Origin of the sequence: Vibrio sp. V23_P3S9T160 (genome assembly GCF_963886625.1) — a bacterium.
GTDB classification, from domain to species: Bacteria; Pseudomonadota; Gammaproteobacteria; order Enterobacterales; family Vibrionaceae; genus Vibrio; species Vibrio anguillarum.
In genome coordinates, this window is the sequence record NZ_CAWPDB010000099.1 from 28,094 (window position 1) to 50,086 (window position 21,993).

At 40.8% G+C, this 21,993-nt stretch carries 23 protein-coding genes and 1 pseudogene; 13 read left to right on the forward strand and 11 right to left on the reverse strand.

The features are described 5' to 3' along the window. Genes AACU59_RS05080 through waaF form a run of 8 tightly spaced genes read right to left on the reverse strand, consistent with a single transcriptional unit; the run spans window position 1 to window position 7,783 of the window. Entirely contained in the window at window positions 1-930 is a 930-nt protein-coding gene (locus tag AACU59_RS05080; RefSeq protein WP_094144871.1) for a WavE lipopolysaccharide synthesis family protein, read from the reverse strand. After that, window positions 927-1,670, reverse strand: coding sequence for a glycosyltransferase family 2 protein (locus tag AACU59_RS05085; protein ID WP_094144870.1), 744 nt, complete (start codon window positions 1,668-1,670; stop codon window positions 927-929). Before AACU59_RS05085 ends, AACU59_RS05080 begins: the two co-directional genes overlap by 4 nt. Beyond that, entirely contained in the window at window positions 1,667-3,250 is a 1,584-nt protein-coding gene (locus tag AACU59_RS05090; RefSeq protein ID WP_094144869.1) for a capsular biosynthesis protein, read from the reverse strand. Before AACU59_RS05090 ends, AACU59_RS05085 begins: the two co-directional genes overlap by 4 nt. Next, window positions 3,241-3,621 carry an HAD-IIIC family phosphatase gene (locus AACU59_RS05095; protein ID WP_088732963.1) on the reverse strand — a complete coding sequence of 127 codons (381 nt, stop codon included), beginning with the start codon at window positions 3,619-3,621 and terminating at the stop codon, window positions 3,241-3,243. The genes AACU59_RS05090 and AACU59_RS05095 overlap by 10 nt, the downstream gene beginning before the upstream one ends. 14 nt (window positions 3,622-3,635) lie before the next feature. Then, window positions 3,636-4,901: a lipid IV(A) 3-deoxy-D-manno-octulosonic acid transferase gene (gene waaA / locus AACU59_RS05100; RefSeq protein WP_094145535.1), complete on the reverse strand. Its 1,266-nt coding sequence runs from the start codon at window positions 4,899-4,901 to the stop codon at window positions 3,636-3,638. Between the two features lies 1 nt (window position 4,902). Continuing rightward, the gene (locus tag AACU59_RS05105; protein WP_161437788.1) at window positions 4,903-5,697 is read right to left on the reverse strand and encodes a glycosyltransferase family 32 protein; all 795 of its coding nucleotides are present in this window, start codon (window positions 5,695-5,697) and stop codon (window positions 4,903-4,905) included. An 11-nt stretch (window positions 5,698-5,708) separates the two neighbouring features. Further along, window positions 5,709-6,749 (reverse strand): glycosyltransferase family 9 protein, encoded by a 1,041-nt coding sequence (locus tag AACU59_RS05110; protein ID WP_094145533.1) that lies wholly within the window; start codon window positions 6,747-6,749, stop codon window positions 5,709-5,711. Next, the gene (gene waaF / locus AACU59_RS05115; protein ID WP_094145532.1) at window positions 6,746-7,783 is read right to left on the reverse strand and encodes a lipopolysaccharide heptosyltransferase II; all 1,038 of its coding nucleotides are present in this window, start codon (window positions 7,781-7,783) and stop codon (window positions 6,746-6,748) included. Before waaF ends, AACU59_RS05110 begins: the two co-directional genes overlap by 4 nt. A gap of 178 nt (window positions 7,784-7,961) precedes the next feature. Here waaF and AACU59_RS05120 point away from each other — a divergent pair, with 178 nt between their 5' ends. Together AACU59_RS05120 and AACU59_RS05125 are read left to right on the forward strand one after the other, a co-directional pair. Beyond that, window positions 7,962-8,699, forward strand: coding sequence for a glycosyltransferase family 25 protein (locus AACU59_RS05120; protein ID WP_198300499.1), 738 nt, complete (start codon window positions 7,962-7,964; stop codon window positions 8,697-8,699). Continuing rightward, complete coding sequence (locus tag AACU59_RS05125) at window positions 8,674-9,879, forward strand: O-antigen ligase family protein (protein ID WP_202598890.1); 1,206 nt, start codon at window positions 8,674-8,676, stop codon at window positions 9,877-9,879. Before AACU59_RS05120 ends, AACU59_RS05125 begins: the two co-directional genes overlap by 26 nt. A gap of 91 nt (window positions 9,880-9,970) precedes the next feature. On the opposite strand, the gene AACU59_RS05130 is transcribed toward AACU59_RS05125, so the two are convergent. The 3 genes from AACU59_RS05130 to rfaD all read right to left on the reverse strand — a co-directional run bounded on the left by AACU59_RS05130 (window position 9,971) and on the right by rfaD (window position 13,496). Next, window positions 9,971-10,531 (reverse strand): acyltransferase, encoded by a 561-nt coding sequence (locus AACU59_RS05130; RefSeq protein ID WP_094144780.1) that lies wholly within the window; start codon window positions 10,529-10,531, stop codon window positions 9,971-9,973. Window positions 10,532-10,593: 62 nt separating this feature from the next. Beyond that, a complete protein-coding gene (locus AACU59_RS05135) occupies window positions 10,594-12,363 on the reverse strand; it encodes a polysaccharide deacetylase family protein (RefSeq protein WP_094144781.1) in 1,770 nt (589 codons plus the stop codon). A gap of 191 nt (window positions 12,364-12,554) precedes the next feature. After that, complete coding sequence (gene rfaD, locus AACU59_RS05140; protein WP_094144782.1) at window positions 12,555-13,496, reverse strand: ADP-glyceromanno-heptose 6-epimerase; 942 nt, start codon at window positions 13,494-13,496, stop codon at window positions 12,555-12,557. A gap of 412 nt (window positions 13,497-13,908) precedes the next feature. On the opposite strand from rfaD, the gene AACU59_RS05145 reads away from it, so the two are divergent. The 11 genes and pseudogenes from AACU59_RS05145 to AACU59_RS05195 form a co-directional block, all read left to right on the forward strand. Beyond that, window positions 13,909-14,190 (forward strand): transposase family protein, encoded by a 282-nt coding sequence (locus tag AACU59_RS05145; RefSeq protein WP_237666638.1) that lies wholly within the window; start codon window positions 13,909-13,911, stop codon window positions 14,188-14,190. Between the two features lie 98 nt (window positions 14,191-14,288). Beyond that, complete coding sequence (locus AACU59_RS05150; RefSeq protein WP_237666639.1) at window positions 14,289-14,630, forward strand: ISAs1 family transposase; 342 nt, start codon at window positions 14,289-14,291, stop codon at window positions 14,628-14,630. Between the two features lie 36 nt (window positions 14,631-14,666). Then, window positions 14,667-14,819, forward strand: a complete 153-nt coding sequence (locus AACU59_RS05155; RefSeq protein ID WP_237666640.1) for a hypothetical protein — start codon at window positions 14,667-14,669, stop codon at window positions 14,817-14,819. 12 nt (window positions 14,820-14,831) lie between these two features. Further along, complete coding sequence (locus AACU59_RS05160; protein WP_237666641.1) at window positions 14,832-15,044, forward strand: hypothetical protein; 213 nt, start codon at window positions 14,832-14,834, stop codon at window positions 15,042-15,044. Between the two features lie 97 nt (window positions 15,045-15,141). Further along, complete coding sequence (locus AACU59_RS05165) at window positions 15,142-16,182, forward strand: Gfo/Idh/MocA family protein (RefSeq protein WP_094145292.1); 1,041 nt, start codon at window positions 15,142-15,144, stop codon at window positions 16,180-16,182. A gap of 19 nt (window positions 16,183-16,201) precedes the next feature. Next, window positions 16,202-17,476: a Vi polysaccharide biosynthesis UDP-N-acetylglucosamine C-6 dehydrogenase TviB gene (tviB, locus tag AACU59_RS05170; RefSeq protein ID WP_161437789.1), complete on the forward strand. Its 1,275-nt coding sequence runs from the start codon at window positions 16,202-16,204 to the stop codon at window positions 17,474-17,476. Between the two features lie 15 nt (window positions 17,477-17,491). Continuing rightward, entirely contained in the window at window positions 17,492-18,436 is a 945-nt protein-coding gene (locus tag AACU59_RS05175) for a Gfo/Idh/MocA family oxidoreductase (RefSeq protein WP_094144757.1), read from the forward strand. 47 nt (window positions 18,437-18,483) lie between these two features. Next, window positions 18,484-19,065 (forward strand): N-acetyltransferase, encoded by a 582-nt coding sequence (locus AACU59_RS05180; RefSeq protein ID WP_094144756.1) that lies wholly within the window; start codon window positions 18,484-18,486, stop codon window positions 19,063-19,065. Window positions 19,066-19,071: 6 nt separating this feature from the next. Further along, entirely contained in the window at window positions 19,072-20,136 is a 1,065-nt protein-coding gene (locus AACU59_RS05185; RefSeq protein ID WP_094144755.1) for a DegT/DnrJ/EryC1/StrS family aminotransferase, read from the forward strand. A gap of 6 nt (window positions 20,137-20,142) precedes the next feature. Next, window positions 20,143-21,555 carry a glycosyltransferase gene (locus AACU59_RS05190; protein WP_094144754.1) on the forward strand — a complete coding sequence of 471 codons (1,413 nt, stop codon included), beginning with the start codon at window positions 20,143-20,145 and terminating at the stop codon, window positions 21,553-21,555. Then, window positions 21,542-21,993, forward strand: a pseudogene (locus AACU59_RS05195) (glycosyltransferase); the annotation flags it as partial. The gene AACU59_RS05190 and the pseudogene AACU59_RS05195, both read left to right, overlap by 14 nt.

Consider the following 21,993-nt stretch of genomic DNA (forward strand, 5'->3'; position numbering starts at 1 on the left):
TTAAATCAAAGAATGGAGCTTTTTAAGTATACGGCCAACTTGATTTTTATAGTAACGGTACAGACGTTTCTTATCACGTGGGATTGATGTTATTTGGTTAAGATACAGCCAATCTTTTAAATCATACTCAAGTGCTAGATTACCTCGCTGATAGAAACGTTCAGTCACATCTAATCCCAGTTTTTCTGGGCCATCAATCAGTAAGTTATTCGCTATAAACTGTGGCCAAAACTCTTCACCTAACCCTGCATGATCGCAGGTTTTACTCTCGATATGGTGCTCTTCACTGAGTAGCGCTGAGATCCAATTCAGACATAAAACTTGCTCTGTTGCTGGGTGGCGTGCTTTGTAGCCCGGCTTAAGCGTAAAGTGTAATTCTGGTATCCAGCGATCAGACCAAATGGTCAGGAGATCTCGGGTCAGGCCAAAGTCAAACAGATCGCTTTTATGAAAATGAACCGGATGCCCATAGTGACTCGAAATAAAAAACGTGCTGCTGGTGAGTACCCGCTGAGTCAAAAATTGATAATTCTGTGCTCTGGGGACATCGGCATATTGTTCATACAGCTCAACAAATTGGCGACCTGTCAGCAGGTTATCGGTGCGTAGCTTAACCGCATAAGGCGTTTTTACCGCTTTCAGCCCCATGTGGGTACTGTACATCTGACGGTTATTATTGAGTTTGAGCGGCTGACCGTCATAAAAAACGGTATTTGAGCCGGGATCATCCAATTCCAACACTTGGTCGTAATCAAGGCCATCCAACGGCTGCCCTTTCCAAGTCGACAGAATGATGGTCGATTTAGGAAAAAAGCGACGTATGGAGTTCAAACATTGCTCTGTGATGCCAGCGATTTGCTGGCGACTGGCACTGGCTTGCACTGGCCCCTGCACAACAAAGGTGATCGCTTCATCATCAATCTTGATCATGGTTGTGGTTGCCTCAAAAAGTCCGTGTATTCATCTGGTACGCCACAAAAAATGACCTCATGGCGTGCGAGCAAGTGGTAGTGAATATTCAACCCCTTTTGAATGAGTAAATTGTAGAGCGGCGCAATGTATAGCTCGCCTCTCTCCCATTCTTGGCTAGGTCTGGCAACGTATTCACGATACGCCTCCAAGTAATCTTCTTTACGATTGAAGTGATAAAGCCCGGTACTACAGAGATCGGAAATCGGGTTTTTCTCCGCGGTCTGGATCACTTTGGTGCTTCCGGTATGTTCTGGTTTGGCGAAAGACCAATTGTTACCGCTGCCCTGAAACACTTCTAGGTAGCCATCACTGTGTTGGCTAATGTCAGGGAATACAAAATTCGGGCGGAATGTGTCGATGTTAAACACCGTGATCGATCCTTGATAGTCCACGCCTTGCTTTGCTAATTCCTCTAACCCTAAAGTCACCGTTTCGGCTTGGCCGCGAGTTTCTGTATGCAATTCAGCAATGTAAAACTGTTTAATGCCAAGCTGAGAGGCTTTTTCGCGCACAAACGCTGCGGTGTCATAAACATTGCGCACAATGAACAGAAACGGAGTGTTAGCAAAATACGCAGCAAAGCTGCTGACCGAGTGTTCAAACAGGGTTTGACCGTGGGCTTCAAGCATATATTTGGGCTGGGTATAACCGGCTTTAAAGAAGCGAGAACTCATTCCCGCCATTGGGATCACAATCATTGATCAAGCCTCAATAAAGTTTGATGGAGACGGAACGCATTGGCAAACAAGGCATCTTGGCGACGGCGATCATCGGCATGCAAAGGCAACATCGATAAGAAAAGTTGAATTTGCATCGCGTAGAGATTTTTCGCCGTGAGGCCAAAAGTCTGTTCAATTAGTTCGATAAAGCCTTGCTGCGTCTCTTTATGTTGACTCTGCTCTGCAATCTTTAATTCGATCGCTTTGTCGCCAATCTCAACATGGTAGTAACCGGCAATAATCCAATCATACAAACCAAGAATTGAATGACTCAGCTTAGCTAAATCGTAGCGGATATCACCATACAGTGTTTTCTGCCCGTCAGGCGTCATCCCTCTAGGGTCGATCGTTTTAATTTTGTTGGCTCGGAAGTCATACAAAATATTGCTAAAGCAAAAATCACCGTGCAAGACGCCCAGTAAGGGTTCTCCATTAGGCAGATGTTTTTGGCTATCGCGCAGAATTTGCGCGAGCGAGACATCTTGTCCTGCAAATTGCCACTTTTTTTCTAACGTGATGCGTCGCGATGCACAGAATTCGTTAAGGCGTAGAGTGGTTTTATCGGCAAACAGTATGTCGAGAGTATTGATGGGATCATTCGGCTCGGTAGGTTGCTCAAGGCACAGGCTTAAAAACTCCACCGCGCTGGCTAAGATTTTTTGCCAGATTTGACTTGGCAGCTTGGAAAAAACGAATAACTCATTCAGCGCAGTGAGGTAGAGATATTCTAAGCGATAGGAAATTTTCCCCTCGCTGTTTTGACTACCTAAATATTGTGGGATGAAACCACGCATTGTCATCGGCAGATTGTCAAACCAGTAAGCTTCAGCAGCTATTTTTTGGTTCTTTATGCTCGATTTTTCAATCCATTTGGCGGTTATAGTGAGCTCATTAAAGGCGCGCTGAGTTGTGAATTCAGCTTTGGAATGATAGTAAGTATTCACATGACCAAAATCGAGCCAGCCAATCGAGTTGACGGCACTTAAGCCTACGTTTTTATGATAGCGGTTAAGACCAGCAATAAATTGCCATTCACTCTGTGTAATACTGCGAACTAGTTCACGTGGGCGGCTGAATTTAAAGTAGCCATCGATAATCCGCTGACTTTCGCTATTCATTGGAGTGTTGGCATCTTGTAGCCAATCAACTTCATCATTAGTCAATACGGCCCAGTTATAACTGTCTTTCGCGGTGGAAACGCTGACAATATCATCTCCAACAGGAAGTTGGTTAAAAAGCGTATCACCGTAGAGGATGTGCAGTGGTGCATTAAGTGAGTGGCCACTAATATTGAGTGCAGCAACCAAAGAAGCGCCAAGGCTCAGTCCATCAGGCGTAGCGATAATCGTCACCTGATGCTGTTCAAGCCACTGACTGTCGATTTCTGAGATAGCATAAGATTCAGGCAAAGAGAGATAGACTTTTAAGCCTTGTGGTGCCAAAGCGACTTGATGCTGAAACAGGCGACGATTGCCTAAAGGTAGAAAGCTAGGTGGAATACGCCCAAATTCAGATTCCAATTCTTGCCCGACGTAGGCACCAGACATTATCAGGAACATGATTTTTCCTTCTCGAAGAGTTGGTGGATCTCTTCCAAACTCATTGAGGAAAATTCGGTAGGGCGCACGGCGCGATCATCAATATAAAAGCCGTCGTGCCCACACCAAGGTTTGCCCACTAAAATTTCATCATACGGAACTTGGTGTTTATCCAGCCACTCAGTAATGATAGGAAGAGTATGGATATTGATTTTACCGACGTTACCTTCATAAGTGCGCATATTACGCGCCGTTGAAATTACAATCTCAAACCCCTTTTGCTTATAATTGCGCAGTTGTTCAATCACATCCATTCTCGGTAGGACGTTTTTATAATCGGAAGTATTGGCTTGAGTTAGTGTCCCATCAAGATCAACAATTAGTCGTTTCATTAAGAGTATTCTCTTTATAAATCTAAATATTCAAGTGTTTTGGCAAGAGCGCCACGGTTTTGTTCTACGATTTGATAACCCTGCTTGCCGCGATGAATACGCTGTTTGTTATCAGTGAACCATTCACAAAGCATTTGTGCAATTTGCTCTGCATCTTGTGTGATCACACAAGCATCGGCTTGATTGAGGGCTTGAGTGATTTCACTGAAGTTGTAATAGCTTGGGCCAGTCAACATGGGTAAACCAAGCGCAGCTGGCTCGAGTAAATTATGCCCACCGACTTTGTCACCCGCTAAGCTTCCGCCCATAAAGCAAATGTCAGCAGATCCCATGAGTACTAGCATCTCCCCCATAGTATCAGCTAGATAGACCTGTACTTCTGGATCGAGTTTATTCTCTGTTTGAGTTCGCCGCACACTCATAAATTGTGTTTTACATAACTCAAAAACAGCATTAAATCGCTCAGGGTGGCGCGGAACAAGCATAAGCAGTGCGCTAGGGTGTGCTTTAAGTACTTTGGCATGAGCGGCTAACACTTGTTCATCTTCACCTTGGTGAGTGCTGGCTGCAATCCAAACTGGGCGCGCACTCCCTAGATGAGATCTTAACTGCTTGCCTCTTTGTATGATTGCTTGATCAATATTAATATCAAATTTAATTGAACCAGTAACAGACACTTTTTCCTTTGTAAGACCAAGTCGTATAAATCGCTGTGCATCATCTGGATACTGACAAAGTACACGTGTTAAGTGAGAGGCTAATAAGTTAAATATCGGTTGAAATTTAGCGTATCGTTGACAAGAACGTTCAGATAAACGTGCGTTAATCACTGTAATGGGTAGATTGGCTTTGGCTACGGTATTGAGTGTATTGGGCCATAATTCTGTTTCCATGATCAGCATTTGGCTTGGCTTTATCCGTTTTATAAAACCACGAACGGCAAAAGAAAAGTCAAAGGGCATATATCTATGCTCGGCAAGCTCTTCTAATTTAGCCGCTTGCTCTGCACCGGTGGGGGTTGTTGTGGTAATAACAATCGGCTGATCAGGATATTGTGATTTGAGTTTTTTTATCAGTGGAGAAACTGAAAGCGTTTCTCCAACCGATACTGCGTGGATCCAAATAGGGGATTGATTAGTTTTAAGCGGTGGTGTGAAGCCAAAATGCTCTTTCCAGCGAGCACCAACACACGGCTTGCCCGGCCGCTTTTTGTACAAGCCCCACATTAAAAAAGGAGAAGCTACACAGAGAAGTAAGGTATAGAGAGCACGAATCACCACTCTACTGTTCCTTTTTCTTTACCAAATCATCCGGATTAATGTGAGTCCATTTCGAACGAGGGCGATCTATATATTGAAAATGTTCATTGGTAAAACTACCTTGAATACAAACGTATTTTCTATCTTTTGTGCAAAGATCTTCTCTGCCTTTAAGTAATTCATCAAATACGCCAGGCCCGGTTGAATAATAAACGCCCATTTTAGGGTCGTAGTTCTCAATGTTATGCAGTACTTTTTCAATCGCTTGGCTGAGGTCGTTATTATTGGGTGCTGAGGCGATAAAGTAGTTGGTAAAACGAGTATTGTTGTCAATCTTTATGTAAACCGCTTGTTGCTCATCGCCAATCAGTTTATCGAGAGACCATACCAAAGTTGCGTCAATGTCCATATAGACGCCCCCTTCGTTATTGAGTACTACTAAACGCCATAAATCGGCTTGAGCAGCGCCGTTGGTTAGCCGCATGTAAGCATCATAGATTTCAGTTGATGCGTGGGTTCGTAAATACTCACCACGGGCTTCGGTACTTACATAGCGATAGTCACAATTGAGCGACATTAATCGATTAAATAAGTAGTTAATATAAACGGGTAGGGAGGCTTGATCGGTAAAGTTGGTTTGCCAAATTGTACGTGGAATAGCACTGCGATTGGAGCGTGCCCATTTTGCTGGTGAATAGGCAGGAATGGTAAAACGCAACTTTGGAAACACCCAATGAAATGGATAAGCGAGCATTTTAAAAATATTCCCGGTCAAGCGGATTAATCGGTTTGCGATTAATACAGTTACTTGGCTCATATTGATTGATCCTATCTGTTTTTTTCGGTTATCGAGCGCTGTTTCAACGTGGCAGTAATCGCTGCAGTAATTTGCTCAGTAGAAGGCTTTTCACCATTGGCATTCATCACGATCGTATGTGCTTCATACAATGGTGTATAACGAAAAGGGACGGTAGCGTAAAAAATACCAACAGTTGGTGTGTGGGTCGATATGGCCACATTGCGTATGCCTGTGTCTGGAGCAATCACTAATGTTGCTTTCGCAATAAACGTGACTAATTCATCTAAAGGTAAGCATGGCTGAATCGTTAATTTTCCAGCCTCTGCAAGATCTTGTAGATACTCACCTTTTTCAAACTCATTTTTTCCCTCAAGGAAGACATGTTTTACATTGGGTTGCTGCTCAATAGTTTGCTCGATGACAGCACGCATTTCAGGCTTAGATAAGATTTTTCTCAGCTGCGAAGCTCCACTGAAATAGACAAGGTAAGGTGTCTCAAAATCACAAAGTTGCCTGTTGTCTGGGTAGGCAAAATCGAGAGGATAGCTTGGGCTGTGGCCAAGGATTTTAAGCATATCGAGCATGCATTCTACTTCTGGTTGAAAGTCAGAGCGAAATACTGCCAAGTTATACAAGGTGCCACATAAAAATGGCGTGTAAGGAAAGCCAACTTTGAGTTTTGCTTTAGTCAGTAATGTCATCCAGTAAGAGCGATTTGTCCCAGCGACATCAAATATAATATCTTGCTCTTCCAGTTGGCTGTAGTCTTGCCATTTTTGCTTGAGTGATAAGTGTTTTGAATCCTCACGGCTTTTCATTACCACTGTTTTATCCGCTAACTCTACTGGTGTTCCATAGAGGTAGTTTGAAACGGTGACTAATGTTATTTCTGCATGAGGGAAGAACTTCCGAGCTTCAATCAAAAAGGGGCGCACAATGACTTGATCACCGAGCGCAGCATGGCGAATGACGGCAATTTTCTTGATCGCTAAAGGATTAAAATAACCATTCAAGTATTGGCGCGCGGCCTTCGAGGCATAAGCCCCTTTTTCAAACCAGAGGTGTTTCATGAATCTTTTCCAATAAATCTATCTAAAGCTTGAATAACTTGCACCGGTTGCAGTTGATTTAGGCAATTTAAGTGCCCTAATGGGCAGGTTCGCTTAAAGCATGGGCGGCATTCAATATCGGTATATACCATTTCTAAGCGCTCAGTTAGCGGTGGCGTGTATTGCGGTGAGCTTGATCCATAAATTGCGACGATATTACAATCTACGGCGGCGGAGACATGCATTAATCCTGAATCATTACTGATGACGGTATGGCAAGCAGCCAACAGATCCACAGCTTCAACAAGTGAGGTTTGTCCAGCTAGATTAAAGGCATATTTTTGTTGTTCGGTGCTAAGTGCTGAACGAATGAGGTCACATACTTTGCTATCCTTGGTCGAGCCAAAAAGCCAGATTTGATAGCCGCTTTCAATAGCGTGTTGTGCAACTTGAGCATAATAGTGGTCAGGCCATCTTTTAGCCGGACCAAACTCAGCCCCTGGGCATAAACCGACAATTGGTTTGGTTGTCGATAAGCCTAATCTTGAAATGGCATATTGCTGAGCTTTGCTATCAACTAATAAAGAAGGATGAGGGCAGTTTTCTAGCTGTACTTTATCGAGCATGCTTTCTTTTGAATAAGCAAGAGCCACATAGCGTTCAACCATATACTGGAACACTTTACGATTAGGGCGAAGATCAGTAAGTAAGCCGTAGCGAAACTCACCCTTCCAGCCAGTACGAGAAGGAATACCCGCAAATAGCGGTATGAGTGCTGATTTTGCCGAATTTGGTAAGACATAGGCATGAGTGTAATTGTTGCGTTTTAGCTCTTGGGCGAGCGCCCACCGACCAGCAAGATTAAAAGCGCCATGTCCAATCGACATTTCAATCGCGCAATTCACTTCTGGCATGCGTTCCAAAATAGGTTTGCACCAAGCGGGGGCTAGAACGTCAATTTGTGCATCAGGGTGCTGTTGATTAAGGCGTTGATATAAACTTTGTGACATCACCATATCGCCTACCCATGAAGGACCCACAATCAGTAACTTCATTTTTCACCGTCATTCTTATTTTACGGCCATTCTAGCACAGCGTTCGTTTGATAAAACTCAATTTCTGTTAACAAATGCATTCAAATGCTAGGCAAGATATGCTCTAATCCGCCTCAATCTGAGAATAAGTATTGTGCAGCATATTGGCGAGCATATTATAGAAATTCGAGTTTTTGTGATGAAAATCTACGTTATTAGCCTTAAAAACAGCCTAGAAAGACGAGCATCCATTGAGCAACAAATGGCTAATTACGGCCTGGATTTTGAGTTCTTTGATGCGATTGATGGTCGAGTTGTTCCTCCACACCCTTTATTTGCCAATTATGACTATACCAAGCGGTTATGGTTTACCAGTGGTAAAATGCCTTCAAAAGGGGAGATGGGCTGCTACGCGAGCCATTATCTACTCTGGCAAAAGAGTGTTGAGTTGAATGAGCCGATCATTGTTTTAGAGGATGATGCTGAGCTATTACCCTGCTTTATACATTTTATTGATCTAATCAAAATTAAAACCCAAGAATATGGCTTTTTGAGATTGGAGGAAGCTTGTGATCGCAGTGAACTGTTCTTGAAGGAACAGGAAAATAACTATGACATCTATTTTCTAAGTAATAATTTTGGTGGCGCTAGAGCTTATGCACTTTCTCCTGATGCAGCAACGAAATTACTTAAGTCTTCACAGTGCTGGTCGATGCCTGTTGATAACTATATGGGGTCACTATATTTGCATCAGATGCCTTCATTCTTATTCCTACCAAGTGTGGTTGCAAATCCTCAATACTTTGACACAACGTTTCAAAACGAACAGCAACCCAAGGCTCCATTGTACAGAAAACCCACTCGTGAATTGTACTCACTGTACCGCAAAGTAAAAATGGCTTTAGCAAATAATGCTTATAAAAAACAAAAAAATTAATCATATAGAAAAGTTATTTTTATTATCACCATTATTGGTTGTTCTAATGGTGATATTTAATTTCTCTGATAGTAAGTTTATTCTTTCACGCTTAATACCAATAGTTTCTATTTATTGTCTGTTGAGATATCGACATGCAATTAGGGAAAACTGGCATTCAGAGTTAAGAGGTTTTTTTATCTCTGGATTATTGATAATAGTGATTTTCTCTGGCTATCATTTTTTCCGTAGTGATGAATTTTCTTTGCCTAGAACGTTAATTGCAAGTTTGGTTTATTTGCTTTTTGTACCGTGGAATAAAATATCACGCCAGTGGATTTATTATATTGTTGCATTAGCTTCAGTTATTTGCGGGCTGAATGCGTTGTATGAACATTTTGTGATGAACATTGCGCGTGTTGGCATTGCGACAAACCCGATACCTTATGCGTTATACGTCTCTTTTCTTTTGTTGTGTTGCGTTTACTTTTTTTTAAATCAATCAGATAGAACATTAAAAACGCTTGCTAGTATAGGCGGCTTGCTTTCGTTGACAGCCATCATCATGACCGATGTGCGAGGTGTAGTCCTCTTTTTACCTGTGGTCATTCTTTATTTGATGATTGCTACAGTAAGGCCGACCGTTAAACATTATATTTTTTGGTGTTTTTCAATATGTGTTATTTCGGTGCTATTTTATGCATTTTTTGAGAAAGAAATTGATACTCGGATTAAACAGACGCAATACGAAATTTCGATGATAGAGAAAGGGAACCATCATACCTCTATCGGTATTCGCTTGGACTTATGGAAGCATAGTTTGGATGTGATTGTTGATGACCCTATTTTTGGTCTTGGGGATGACAGTTTGCAAGACAGCATTTCCGGTATGAAAAATCGTGGTGCAGCTATTCAGCCCCATTTACATAATCAATATTTAGATTCTTTAGCCCGCTATGGGGTAGTGGGAACTCTGGTAATGCTTTTATTTTGTTTTACTTTAATCATTAATTTTACTCGTTCGGGTGTTAAATATATCGGTAATCCACTAGTTAATAGCATGCTCATTATGCTTATGCTTGCCGGTTTAACTGATGTTCCCTTGCACCATACACATCTTATTTATTTACTAACGATCTTGTGTGGCTTGTTGATCCGTTTTTCAGAGATAGGAAAGGATAAAAATCCGCCATCTGTTTAAATGATATTTATTATTATCTACTTGTGCGTTAGAATAAAACAGGCTTTTGTGATAAGAGTTGTTTTAAATATTTATTGAATAAACGGTTAGTTTAAAAAGTTAACTCTTCCTGCCAAACTATAGAATCAGCGATAACTCGAGCAGGATTACCCGCTGCTACTGAGTTATCGGCCACGGAATGTGTTACTGTTGAGTTAATACCTACTATAGAACCACTTCCAATAGATACACCTTTTAAGACGGTAACATTATCCGCTAGCCATACATGTGAGCCTATATCAATACTTTTAGCTAGATTGATGCGTTTACCATTTTGTAAAACATTGTGGCCATCGCTCGTCATTATCTTTACATTACGTGAAAACATACAGTTGTCACCGATAACAAGTCGAGTGTTGCGTTCTCGGCAAGAGAAAAAGCAATTCTCCCCTATAATACAATTTGTCCCGATTTCTAACGTACAGTTTTCACCATTCAACTCAATTGAAACGCCTTTTAAATTAGCACCATCATGAATGATAAGGTGATTATTTTTACCATTGACGTGAATGTTACAATAACGAATACGAGTATTTTGACCAACCTGAATATGATTGTTCGGCTTAATTCGAATTTTATTACGTAATCTTGCTAGAAAAGTAAAGCCAGACATATTCAACCCCTTGGTATTAGTTTCGCTTAATAAACTAATACTGTTATTAATTACAAGTATAGTTAGTGCCCCATTTTACGAAATGTATAATTACCGCGCACTTTGCGCCATAGGCCAAACACATCGGTTTTAGGGAAAATAGCAATACGTCGGATTTGATACGGATCTTGATGCATTAACAATGGGCCGCTGTTAGTAGCAACCGCAAATTGATAGCCACATTGATGCACGATCTGTTTTGAGAGCGCATCATGATCGCCATAAGGGTATGCAAAAGAAACTAGTTGTTCGCCTAGTAGCTCTTCGAGTTCAAGCTTATTACGTGAGATCTCTTTATGCTGTTCAGATTCACTGAGTTTGCTGAGAAATGGATGAGTCATTGTATGGCCGCCAATTTCAACCAGCCCTGAATCGTGTAATGCTTTGACTTGCTTGCGAGACATTAAAGGCACTGGTTTTTCTGGGTTGCTCGGTACTTCAACATCCCAACGGTTAAAATCCTCCCCCGTTACTACATAGACAACCGCTTTAAAACCGTATTTTTGTAATAGCGGTAACATCAATTCGTAGTTATCTTGATACCCGTCATCAACCGTTAAGATGATATAGCGCTTGCCTGATTCAAGGCGGTGAATAAGCCCTTTATCCGCTAAATCTTTAAAGGTTAGCGTTTCAAACCCCATTTTTTTTAGCAGGTTGAAGTGCTTTTCAAGCATGTCAATATGCAGATAGGTACCATGTACGCCCTTTTCACTTTCATCCTTAATAAAGCGATGATACATAATAATCGGCATCTCTTTACGCAGCTTTTCAACATAAACCGTTTGATAAATATCTTCTATTTGATCGACCACATTGGTTAAGCTGTAGCTGTGCTGAATTATTTCACTGACTTGTGGCGAGCAGTGTGGCGTTTTTAACCCTTGTTCTACATATTGACTAATTTTTGAAAAATTAATATCGAGATCTTTAGGCCCGATGTCACCGAAGTTGTTTGCCATGGCCGCAGCGATATTATCGTCATCGACAATACCAATTGCACTTGCCTCACCGATTGCCAGTGTAGGCCGTCCACACAACAAAGATTCCATTGCCACTCTGCCAGCCCCAATGATTAAGTCTGATTGAGCAAGTATCGAGACGACATCTTGTGAATAACCAAGAAAGTGAACGTCAGAAGTAAACTTATTAAAACGCGCTTCAATTTTAGATCCAGATATGACCTGAATGTGGTATTTCGCTGAGTCTAAACACTCATCGAGCAACCGATAACAAAGATCCCCTTTGGGGCCGGTTAACCTACCAATAATACTGACAACAGGTTTGCTATTTTGAGGAGCATTTTGCCAAGCGAATTCTTGCGTTTCAATTCCGTTTCGGCTTACGACGAGCGAACTTTGTGGAACATTCAATTCAGTCATGAGTTGTTGTTCAATGGCCTCACAAACCGGCAGCGCTTTGTCACCCATTGCGTGAAATTTTTTACGAGAGGCGTGTACAGGCTGACGGCCATGTACTGTGGTGACCATAGGCGTATTTGTTAATTTGCAAGCAATGTGACAGCTCCAACTGGAAGCGCGAGAGTGAGCATGCACTAGCTGGATATGGTGTTTCTTAATCAGATAAATAAGATAACCCACATGCCAAAAGCGGCGAGGAATACTGCGTTTATTAAAACGGAGTTTATAAAATAGCCCTTGGTGAGGTTTTGTTAGCGTATCGGAAACATAAAATACCTTATGCCCACGCTTTGTCAGTTCATCGCCAACGGTTGTGGCATAAACCTCTGCCCCAGTGACCTCAAGTTGAGATAAGGCCATTAATATGTTCATCAATACTCCACGAGTTAGCAGCCAATGCTTTTCATATGTCTAAGAAACATGATCAATTTTTCATTCTTCCCCTTCCAATGGTTACTCCATATTAGTCTTCCAGTAATAGGAGAGCAGCCTTTTAGGGAGATATGTTTACTAGTTCCTCCCCCTTTTAGGGGGAGGTTAGGAGGGGGTGATTACAGCTATCACTACTTATTAATCAAAGCCATATACTCAGCCACACCTTCAGCCACCGTCTTAAATTGATGCTGGCAACCTGCGGCGCGCAATTTCGTCAGATCAGCCTCAGTAAACTCTTGGTAAGCACCTTTCAAGTGATCTGGGAATGGAATGGTTTCAACCTCACCTTTACCATGGTGCTTGATAACGGCTTTGGCCACTTCTTGGAAAGATTCTGCGTTGCCAGTACCCAAGTTATAAATACCAGATACACCGCTGTTCATAAACCATAAATTCACAGCCGCAACGTCGCCCACATAAACGAAATCACGCTGGAAGGTTTCACTACCTGTAAACAGTTTCGGGTTTTCACCCGCATTCATTTGATTATTTAAATGAAAAGCAACAGAAGCCATTGAGCCTTTGTGCTGTTCACGCGGGCCATAGACATTGAAATAACGAAAACCGGTAATTTGGGAAAGAGTCTCACCGTGTGCTTGTGCTTCTTGCCAAATACGGCGCACATAGTTATCAAACTGCTGCTTGGAATAGCCGTACACATTCAGCGCACCTTCATACTCTTTTTCTTCAATGAAGGTATCGGTATCGCCATAGGTTGCGGCTGATGAAGCATACAAAAATGGAATGTCGCGCTCTAAGCAGTAGTGTAGTAGCTCTTTAGAATATTCATAGTTGTTAAGCATTACATATTTGCCGTCCCATTCGGTGGTGGCAGAGCAAGCGCCTTCATGGAATACCGCTTCAATAGAGCCGAAATCCTCACCAGACATGATCTGCACCAAGAAATCGTCTCGGTCCATGTAATCGGCAATGTCCAGATCAACTAGGTTTTTGAATTTACGACCATTTTTTAAATTATCGACAACAAGAATATCAGTAATGCCTTGTTCATTTAGCGCTTTGATGATGTTGCTACCAATCATGCCAGCGCCACCAGTTACGATGATCATACAAAATTCCTATGGTTATAATACGAACAATTATGTGCATTATAGCGGCTTAGCTAGTGGCTGTAATCACAAAATCTAATCTAGGCTAGCGACAGTCTCGCTCTATGTATGGTTTTGATGTAGTATTTCTGCCCAATAGCTCGCACCGATTACATAAGGGATGAGTTCGTTTATATGGAGTAACCGCTTGTAGGAGTTAGACCTAAGGGCGGTAGCATGGCAGAAACAGGAAACCGCATCAGGGAAACCGCATGAAGGTCGTTGATATATAAGGGCTGCAAAGATGCTAAGAATCCGTTTTGAACCTATCACTAATCCCAACTATTGAATGTAACCACATGAAAATAAAGATCTGCTTGTAGATCATTTTCGTTGTTTTCTAATTGCTCCTAGACAATATAGGAGCCTAAATATGAGCGAGTTAACCAACCCATTTATGCATTTCCAAATCATTAAAGACTACCGACAAGAAAGCAAAGTAGATCACAAATTATCAGATATTATTTTGCTGACAATTTGTGGCGTCTTGTCTGGTCATGACGGTTGGGATGGCATTATTGACTTTGGCAATGCTCGCTTAGATTTCCTAAAACGATATGGTCATTTTGAGGCAGGCATTCCATCGGCAGATACTTTGTCTCGTGTGATGGGCATGATTAATCCGGCAGGGTTGCAAAGAAGCTTTATAGCCTGACTGCCATACACTGACGGATGGAGAAGCCATCGCTATCGACGGCAAAACATTATGTATGTGGCTCTTATGACCGCTCGAAAGGTAAAGGAACGATCCACATGGTGAACGCTTTTGCTTTTGCTATTGCAAACGGAATGAGTATCGGCCAACAGAAGGTTGATAGTAAAAGTAATGAGATTACCGCGATCCCCAAGCTACTTGACTTGCTAGAGGTAAAAGGCTGCTTGGTTACGATTGATGCAATGGGATGCCAAAAGAAAATAGCGCAGAAAATCCTCGATAAAGAAGCGGATTATTTGTTAGCAGTGAAAGGTATCAGGGAATGCTTGAGCAAGCCTTTGATGATTATTTTCGAATGGACATGCTTCAAGACTTTGACGGCAGCTCTTACAGTGCTCAAGAAAAAAGTCACGGAAGAACGGAAACGAGAGTGGCTTTAGTGAACTGTGATTTGTCGGTTTTAGGTGATATTGAGAATGAATGGCCCCGAGCTAAAATCAATGGGCATCGTCGCTTCAATTCGCCAAGAATCGGCTGTAGCAACAGAGCAAGATGTGAGTATTCGTTACTATATATGCTCTAAAGAATTAGAAGCTCAAAGGCTGCTTGAAGCGACGCGTTCTCATTGAGGCGTAGAGGCCATGCATTGGTCCCTTGATACCGCATTTAGTGAGGATAATTCTCGTATTAGAGCCGATGATCGCGCAGAGGCTTTAGCAAGGATCAGGCAGATGTGTTTGAATCTATTAAAGAGTGAAACCACCTTTAAAGGTGGCATTAAACGTAAACGGATGAACTACGCAATGGACGAAAACTACCTAAGTAAGGTTCTCGAAAGCCTTACAGGGCGGTGATGTTCATGCGATTTCCGTGGTAAGAAAGTGTCTCAGGTGATGTGAAAAACCGAGATTCAAAAATGAATCACTTCATGAAATTTGAGTGGAACAATTAATGATAAAAGAAAGGAAAATCCGTATAGCCGTTGTTGGATGTGGGCGTATTTCAAAAAACCATTTTGCTTCTATTGAACAACTGAATCCAGAATATGAGCTTGTTGCTGTTTGTGATAACAACCCTATTGTTCTAGCTGAACATACAGAACGTTATCAGGTTCCTGGCTATATCTCTATCGATAAGCTTTTTGAATCTGAGCAGTTAGATTTAGTTACGCTTTGTACACCGAGTGGAATACATGCTAGCCAAACAATTAAGGCAGCGAAGGCTAAAGTGCATGTTATTACTGAAAAACCGATGGCGACAAAGTGGGAAGATGGTCTTGCTATGGTGAATGCATGCGATGAAGCAGGGGTGAGACTGTTTGTTGTTAAGCAAAACAGACGAAATTCAACGCTGCAATTGCTTAAACGTGCGGTAACCGAAAAGCGTTTTGGAAAAATTCATATGGTTCACTTAAATGTGTTTTGGACTAGACCGCAAGAATATTATGACCGAGCAGCTTGGTCAGGCACTTGGCACATGGATGGTGGGGCTTTTATGAATCAAGCTACTCATTATGTTGATCTGATGCACTGGCTAATTGGTCCGGTAGACTCTTTACATGCCATGACATCAACGCATCGTGATATAGAAGTGGAAGATACTGGTGTAGTGAATATGAAGTGGCGAAATGGTGCGCTTGGTTCTATGGCCGTCACCATGTGTACTTACCCTAATAATTTAGAAGGTTCTATTACCATTCTTGGTGAAAAAGGAACAGTTCGTATTGGGGGCGTGGCTGTCAATGAAATACAAGAATGGAATTTTGAAGAGTCGAAAGAGTATGACCAGCAAATAGACCAAGCGAATTATCAAACGACGTCTGTGTATGGTTTTGGTCATCCACCATACTTTAAAAATGTCGCTGATGTGTTGCGCGGAAATGCGGAACCAGAAACCGATGGACGAGAGGGCTTAAAGTCGTTAGAGCTACTGATTGGTATTTATCGTTCTGCTCGTGATCATAAAGAAGTCGGTTTGCCATTGAACCTTTGAACTGTGGGTTAGAATAGAAATGAAATTAGAAAACTTAAATATTGGTATTATAGGCTTAGGTTATGTTGGTTTGCCACTTGCTGTTGAATTTGGTAAAAAAATCAGCACCACAGGTTTCGATATTAATCAAAAAAGGATTGCTGAGTTACAGTCTGGAGTTGATTTAACCCTAGAATGCAGCCAAGAAGAGCTCAATAGTTCACCTTTGCTGACTTACACGCATCAGCTTGAAGATATTAAAAACTGCAATTTTTATGTTGTCACCGTCCCGACACCAATTACGGACGAAAAAACACCCGACCTTAACCCACTTAAAAAAGCATCTGAAGCGTTAGCAAAAGTGATTTCACATGGTGATATTGTCGTATTTGAGTCCACAGTATACCCAGGCGCTACAGAGGAAGTTTGTCTTCCTATCATTGAGAAACAGTCAGGTTTAGTCCTTAACAGTGACTTTTTTGCAGGTTACAGCCCTGAGCGTATTAATCCTGGTGATAAAGTAAATCGACTGACTACTATTATGAAAATCACGTCTGGATCGACACCTGAGGTGGCTGATTTTGTGGATTCAGTTTACGCTTCTATTGTTACAGCAGGTACCCATAAAGCGCCTTCGATTAAAGTTGCTGAAGCTGCGAAAGTAATCGAAAACACACAACGTGACTTAAATATCGCGATTATCAACGAGTTTGCTAAAATCTTTAACAAGCTAGGTATTGATACAGAAGCGGTGTTAAAGGCTGCAGGGACTAAATGGAACTTTTTGCCTTTTAAACCAGGGTTGGTTGGTGGGCACTGTATCAGTGTTGATCCTTACTATCTAACCCATAAAGCTCAAGAGGTAGGTTACCGCCCAGAGGTGATTTTAGCTGGACGCCGTATTAATGATGGAATGGGTATATATGTTGCTACACAAATGGTGAAAAAGCTTGCCAGTAAAAAGATCCATATCGATGAAGCCAATGTGCTGATTATGGGATTTACATTTAAAGGTGATTGTCCTGATGTTCGTAATACAAAGATTATCGACGTTGTCAATGAATTGAAGAGTTTTAATATCAATGTCGACATTTATGACTCTTGGGCAGACTCAATAGAAGTGAAAGAAGAATATGGCATTGAATTAGTTAAGAACTTTAAGAGGAATTATTATGACGGCGTAATTTTGGCTGTTGACCACAATGAATTTAAAGAGATGGGTTTGAACGTTATTAAAGGTTTGGTAAAGGCTAACCATGTAATTTACGACATTAAGTATGTATTTGGAACAGGTGATGCTGATCTGCGTCTGTAATGTGGAGTTCGAACAATGAAAAAGTTTGCTTTAATTGGCGCTGCTGGATACATCGCGCCAAGACATTTAACTGCAATTCGTGACACAGGAAATGAACTCACAGTGGCGATGGATGTTAACGACTCTGTTGGTATAATGGATAGCTACTTTCCAAATGCAGAATTTTTTACTGAATTTGAAGATTTTTCGGCGTATGTTGAAGACTTGAAACTGAAAGGCGAAAAGCTTGATTTTGTTTCAATTTGCTCTCCCAACTATCTTCACTCACCACATATGAAATTTGCACTCAAAAGTGGTGTTGATGTGATTTGTGAAAAGCCGTTAGTCCTTAACTATGAAGAGATCAATACGTTAAAGGCTTATGAGAAAGAATATGGTGCCAAGGTCAATACTATTCTCCAACTGAGACTGCACCCTTCTATCATTGCATTGCGTGAAAAAGTACAGAACTCTCCACGAGACAAAATATTTGACGTTGAACTTACCTATATGACATCTAGAGGTAAGTGGTACTTGAAATCTTGGAAAGGATTTGAAGAAAAGTCTGGTGGTGTTGCTACCAACATTGGTGTTCATTTCTATGACATGCTCCATTTCATCTTTGGCGATATCAAGCATAATGAAGTGCACTATCGCGATGATAAGACCACCGCTGGCTATCTGGAATATGAAAAAGCGTGCGTTAAGTGGTTTTTATCTATCGACGAAGGTAATCTTCCTGATAACGCAGTGCAGGGAGAAAAGAAAACCTACCGAAGTATTGACATCGAAGGTGAGCAACTTGAGTTCTCTGGTGGTTTTACAGGCCTCCACACTAAAAGCTATGAACGAATTCTTGCTGGAAAGGGTTATGGATTGGATGATAACGAAACCGCAATTCGAACTGTTGACGAAATCAGGACGATGCCAATTGAAACATCCAGTAAAAACCACCATCCATTAATGGCTAAACTAGTTTGAAAATATAAAAGCAGCACTTCGGTGTTCTTTTTCGATTGGAATAAAAAATGACTTACTTTGTGCATGAAACCGCAATTGTTGATGACGGTGCATCTATCGGAGAAAACTCAAGAATTTGGCATTGGGTTCATGTTTGTGGGGGAGCCCAAATCGGTACGGGTGTTTCTCTTGGACAAAACGTGTTCGTTGGTAACAAAGTCGTAATCGGGGATAACGTTAAAATCCAAAACAATGTCTCTGTTTACGATAATGTAGTGTTAGAAGATGGTGTTTTTTGTGGACCTAGCATGGTTTTCACAAACGTATACAACCCTCGCTCTTTTATAGAGAGAAAAAATGAGTATCTAACGACTACTGTTAGGAAGGGGGCTACGCTAGGTGCCAACTGTACAATTATATGTGGTATTGAAATTGGCGAATACGCACTGGTTGGTGCTGGTGCAGTAGTCAATAAGAACGTAAAAGCATATGCATTGATGGTTGGTGTTCCTGCCCAGCAAATTGGTTGGATGAGCAAGTATGGCGAACAAATCGATTTACCAGTATCGGGATCGGGTATTGCTACATGTCAGCATACCGGCGAAAAATATGTGCTTGACGGTGATACAGTTTCATTGCTTTCAGAGTAGAATTTCATGCAATTTATAGATTTAGAATCACAATATAAGCATCTAAAAAGCAAAATCGATAAACGGATTCAAGACGTTTTAAATCACGGTCATTATATTATGGGTCCTGAAGTTAAAGAACTTGAAGATGCGTTGGCGGAATATGTAGGAGTAAAACACGCCCTTACATGTGCTAATGGTACAGATGCACTTCAGTTAGCTTTAATGGCTATTGAAGTTGGTGAAGGAGACGCCGTGTTCTGTCCAACGTTCACTTTCTTTGCTACGGCTGAAGTTGTTGCTTATGCTAAAGCTACTCCAGTGTTCGTTGACTCTGATGAGCGTACATTTAATATTTGCGTTAAAAGCTTAGAAAGTCAAATTGTCAAGGTTATAGAACAAGGCGATCTGGAACCAAAAGCAATCATATCCGTTGATCTATTTGGTCTTCCGGCTAATTATGTAGAGCTGCAAAGAATTGCAAATAAATATAATTTGAAACTGATTGAAGACGCAGCTCAAGGTTTCGGCGGTTCCATAAACGGAAAAAAAGCTGGCAGTTTCGGGAATATCGCTACAACAAGCTTCTTTCCGGCAAAACCACTAGGTTGCTATGGTGATGGTGGGGCTATTTTTACCAATGATGACAAACTGGCTGCATTAATTGAGTCATATCGTGTTCATGGTAAAGGAACAGACAAATATGACAATGTTAGAATTGGTTTAAATAGTCGCTTAGATACTATTCAGGCTGCGATCCTCCTTGAGAAATTAGCTGAATTCCCTACGGAGTTAGAAAACAGAAATAAAGCTGCAGAAAGTTACAATAAATGTCTATCAGATAAATTTATAACACCTTATACACCAGATGGTTATTACAGCTCTTGGGCTCAATATACGGTAGTTAGCGATAATAGAGAACGCTCAATGCAAGAGTACAGTTCTTTAGGTATACCAACAATGGTGTACTATAAAACATGTATGCATATGCAGACAGCATTTAAATATCTAGGCTACAAAGAAGGTGATTTCCCAATAGCAGAGAAACTTTCAAAACAGGTTTTTAGCTTGCCAATGCATGGATATCTATAAAAAATAATGAATGACGTTGAAAGAAGTATTAAGTCTTTTATTGTTACTATTCTGAGATATGTTATTCGCATTTCTCCTTTTTTCGTTAACCTTGGATATGTTGCTAAGATAGAAATTCTATCTGCTATTTTTAATGAAAAAACTGGTGACAACGATAGATTGCACGATCTGAATACCTACCAAGGACTAGGCAAAAATTATAGGAAGGCTCTTAATGGTTTGGATAGTTCGAAACTGGGTCGCCACCTAGCAAAAAAAGCGAATAACACAGCCGAGAGTAGGGTAAAATATGGGGCATTCAATGGAAGTATCCTTTTTACTACAAGGAGCTGGCACTTTATCGAGCCTCTCTATGATACGTTTAAGGAAAAAGGCATTGATTGTCTAAAGTATGATATTAATGACTTTGATTCACTCTTTTTTCAAGAGAATAAAATTAAGAATAGATCAAAATATCATAGGGAAAAAGCATTCAAAAACCTTGCGATAACATTTCGGAAAAAGCAAGAATTTAATAAAGAAAACAGGCAGTATACTTCTGTTGAATTTGATGAATATTACGCGAAATCTGACGTGATATTTGTTGATTGGCTTAATCATAATACCAATTGGGTGCTTGAAAATAGTGGTGCAGACAAGAAAATTATCGTCAGGATTCATTCCTACGAAGTTCTTTCATTTTTCCCTCCAACAATAAACTTTGGTCGAATCGATGGCTTAGTTTTCATTTCTAACGGCATTCGAGATATGTTTTTAGAAATGTGGGGGTGGTTGCTCCCTGCTAATCTTCCTATTGATGTTATTGATAATATTCGTTGTAAAAAACGCGTTTGTCCTGCTTCTATAGAGTTTACTGTAGGTCGAAAAAAAACTCTGGGAATGATGCAATATGCATTACCCGTCAAGGATTTTAGATTTGCATTTGAAGTTTTTAAGATTGTTTATCAACAGGATAATGAGTTTAAACTATTGCTATGTGGTCAAACTTTAGGTGAAATACACTCAAAAGAAAACGAATTGTTGCTTAAGGAAATTAGCTTACTCCCGGACGGAGTAGTTCAGGAATTAGGATATATTTCTAATGTTGACTCGTTCTTTAGAAAAGTTGGCTTTATGCTTTCCACTAGCGAAAGGGAAGGTTCTCATGAATCTATTATTGAAGGTATGGCTTATGGATGTGTCCCTGTAGTTAGAAACTGGCCACTGCTAGCTCCTTTTGATGGAGCGAAACGTGCGTTCCCTATGTGTCATACAATTGAAAGCGTTGATGAAGCCGCAAAGCAAATATTAGATTCGATAAGTTGCTATGATGATGTTAGTAGTAAATATCAGAACGAGTCGATGGTTTTTTTTAGTGAAGATATACCAAATAGATACTTAGAATTTATAGAAAGAGTCAGAAAAAATGATCGCACCTAAGAAGAAAATATATTTTTTGCTGAGTTCAGAAGCATACCTTGAGCCAATGTCTGGCGATAGAATAAACGAAATGAATATCATTAGATCAATGCTCGAAGAGTATGAAGTATATTATAATGGTGTTATTGTTAATCCTGAAGATAGGGCTTTTGGTGATAAGAATCGTGTTATTCATACGCCTAAAGACGGGGAGTATGATCTAGTTTACATTCGCAACAACAAGCAGGTTTTCCTAGATTCACCTTCTCCCAAACTTTGGTTTGCTAGCCCATATGATGAAGAGTGCTTTGAACAAGCTGATGGTATAGTATGTATGACCAAACCTTGGAAAACTGCACTTCAGAAGTATGACAGCAGCAAATATGAGTACTTTCAAGCAACCTATCCAGAAAACATGAAAGCTCCTGAAATATGTATTCTATTTCCTCAGGTTATTGA